Genomic DNA, 2,361 nt, shown 5'->3' with positions numbered 1-2,361 from the left:
GCGCAACCGCTCGATGTCCACGGCGGCCGCGATGTCCATCGAGCGCACCACATCGGCGAACAGCACCGTCACCTGCTTGTACTCCGCGGTGTCACCAGACGGCGCAGTCGGGGCACCGCACGCGTCACAGAACCTGGCGTTATTCCGCAGGCGGGTGCCGCATGAGCCGCACGCCACGCCCGCCGTCATCCGAGTACCACCGATCTACGGGCCCCTGCTACCCCAACTGCCTAGAGTAGGCGTTCGCCAGCTTGTGACGGGAAAAACGGCAAGCTACCTTCACACTCGCGGCGTCGGTTCGCCGGACTAGCCTTACAAACGTGCCTGACCCCGCGACTTACCGCCCCGCGCCCGGGTCCATCCCGGTCGAGCCCGGCGTCTACCGATTCCGGGACCAGCACGGACGGGTGATCTACGTCGGCAAGGCCAAGAGCCTGCGCAGCCGGCTGACCTCCTACTTCGCTGACGTCGCGAGCCTGCACCCGCGGACTCGGCAGATGGTGACCACCGCCGCCAAGGTCGAGTGGACGGTGGTCAATACCGAGGTCGAGGCGCTTCAGTTGGAATACAACTGGATCAAGGAGTTCGACCCGCGGTTCAACGTCCGCTACCGCGACGACAAGTCCTACCCGGTGCTGGCGGTCACCCTCAACGAGGAATTCCCGCGGTTGATGGTCTATCGCGGCCCGCGCCGAAAAGGTGTGCGCTACTTCGGGCCGTATTCGCACGCTTGGGCCATTCGTGAGACGTTAGATCTGCTCACCCGCGTCTTTCCTGCGCGCACCTGTTCGGCGGGAGTATTTAAGCGGCACAACCAAATCGACCGGCCATGCCTGCTTGGCTACATCGACAAGTGCTCGGCGCCGTGCATCGGGAGGGTCAGCGCCGAGCAGCATCGCCAGATCGTGCTTGACTTCTGCGACTTTCTGTCCGGCAAGACGGACCGGTATGCCCGCAACCTGGAGCAGCAGATGAATGCTGCGGCCGAGCAGCTCGATTTCGAGCGAGCGGCGCGGCTGCGTGATGATCTCTCGGCGTTGAAGCGGGCCCTGGAGAAGCAGGCCGTGGTGCTCGGCGACGGCACCGATGCCGATGTGGTGGCATTCGCCGACGACGAACTGGAAGCGGCCGTCCAGGTGTTCCATGTCCGCGGCGGGCGGGTTCGCGGCCAGCGTGGCTGGATCGTCGAAAAACCCGGTGATCCCGGCGATTCCGACGAGGCGCAGTTGGTCGAGCAGTTCTTGACTCAGTTCTATGGCGATCAGGCCGAACTCGACGGCGCCGCCGACGAGTCCGCCAACCCAGTGCCGCGTGAAGTCCTGGTGCCCTGCCTACCACCCAACGCCGACGAGTTGACCACCTGGCTGTCTGGTCTGCGCGGTTCGCGGGTAACACTGCGGGTACCGCGCCGCGGCGACAAGAAGGCACTGGCCGAAACCGTGCAGCGCAATGCCAAAGAGGCGCTGCAGCAGCACAAACTCAAGCGGGCCGGCGACTTCACCGCCAGATCTGCTGCACTGCAGAATATTCAGGAGGCGCTGGGCCTGGCCGACGCGCCGTTACGGATCGAATGTGTGGACATCAGCCACGTCCAGGGCACCGACGTGGTGGGCTCGCTGGTGGTGTTCGAGGACGGGCTGCCGCGCAAGTCCGACTACCGCCACTTCGCGATCCGGGAAGCCGCGGGCCACGGTCGCTCCGACGACATAGCGTCGATCGCCGAGGTGACTCGGCGCCGGTTCATGCGGCACCTGCAAGACCAAGAGGATCCGAAAGTCTTGTCGCCCGAGGGGAAGTCGCGTCGGTTCGCCTATCCGCCCAACCTGTATGTCGTCGACGGCGGCGCTCCGCAGGTCAACGCCGCCAGCGCCGTCCTCGACGAATTGGGCATCACTGACGTTGCGGTGATCGGCCTGGCCAAGCGTCTGGAGGAGGTGTGGGTGCCCGCCGAGCCCGACCCGATCATCTTGCCGCGCAACAGCGAGGGTCTGTACCTGCTGCAGCGAGTGCGCGACGAGGCGCACCGCTTTGCCATCAACTACCACCGCAGCAAGCGGTCCAAGCGGATGACGTCCTCAGCGTTGGATGCGGTGCCTGGCTTGGGCGAGCATCGTCGCAAGGCGCTGGTGGCCCATTTCGGGTCGCTGGCCCGCCTTAGGGAGGCCACGGTCGACGAGATCACCTCTGTTCCCGGCATCGGGGTGGCGACGGCGACCGCGGTGCTCGACGCGCTGCGAGGTGCCGCCACCGGATCGAACGGGTCGGCCGAGGAGACGGTCGCCGAGCGGGCATCGGGATGACGGGACAGGGCATGGACGGGGTAGATCAGGCCGGGTCGGTGGGCAACACCGTGCCCGGGGG

Annotated in this window: 2 protein-coding genes; one reads left to right on the top strand and one right to left on the bottom strand. The window is 66.1% G+C overall.

The genetic code is table 11. The features are described 5' to 3' along the window. The coding region (locus tag VKI00_RS28345) for a zinc ribbon domain-containing protein (RefSeq protein ID WP_324444138.1) at positions 1-189 on the bottom strand (189 nt) is incomplete at its 3' end. Between the two features lie 131 nt (positions 190-320). Between VKI00_RS28345 and uvrC the strand changes: the two genes are divergently transcribed. Then, entirely contained in the window at positions 321-2,300 is a 1,980-nt protein-coding gene (gene uvrC / locus VKI00_RS28340; protein WP_324444136.1) for an excinuclease ABC subunit UvrC, read from the top strand. The last annotated feature ends 61 nt before the right edge of the window (positions 2,301-2,361 follow it).

It is taken from the genome of Mycobacterium sp., from assembly GCF_035314665.1.
Taxonomy (GTDB): Bacteria; Actinomycetota; Actinomycetes; order Mycobacteriales; family Mycobacteriaceae; genus Mycobacterium.
The sequence above is the reverse complement of the archived record's forward strand: the minus strand, read 5'-3'. Positions and strand labels throughout refer to the sequence as shown.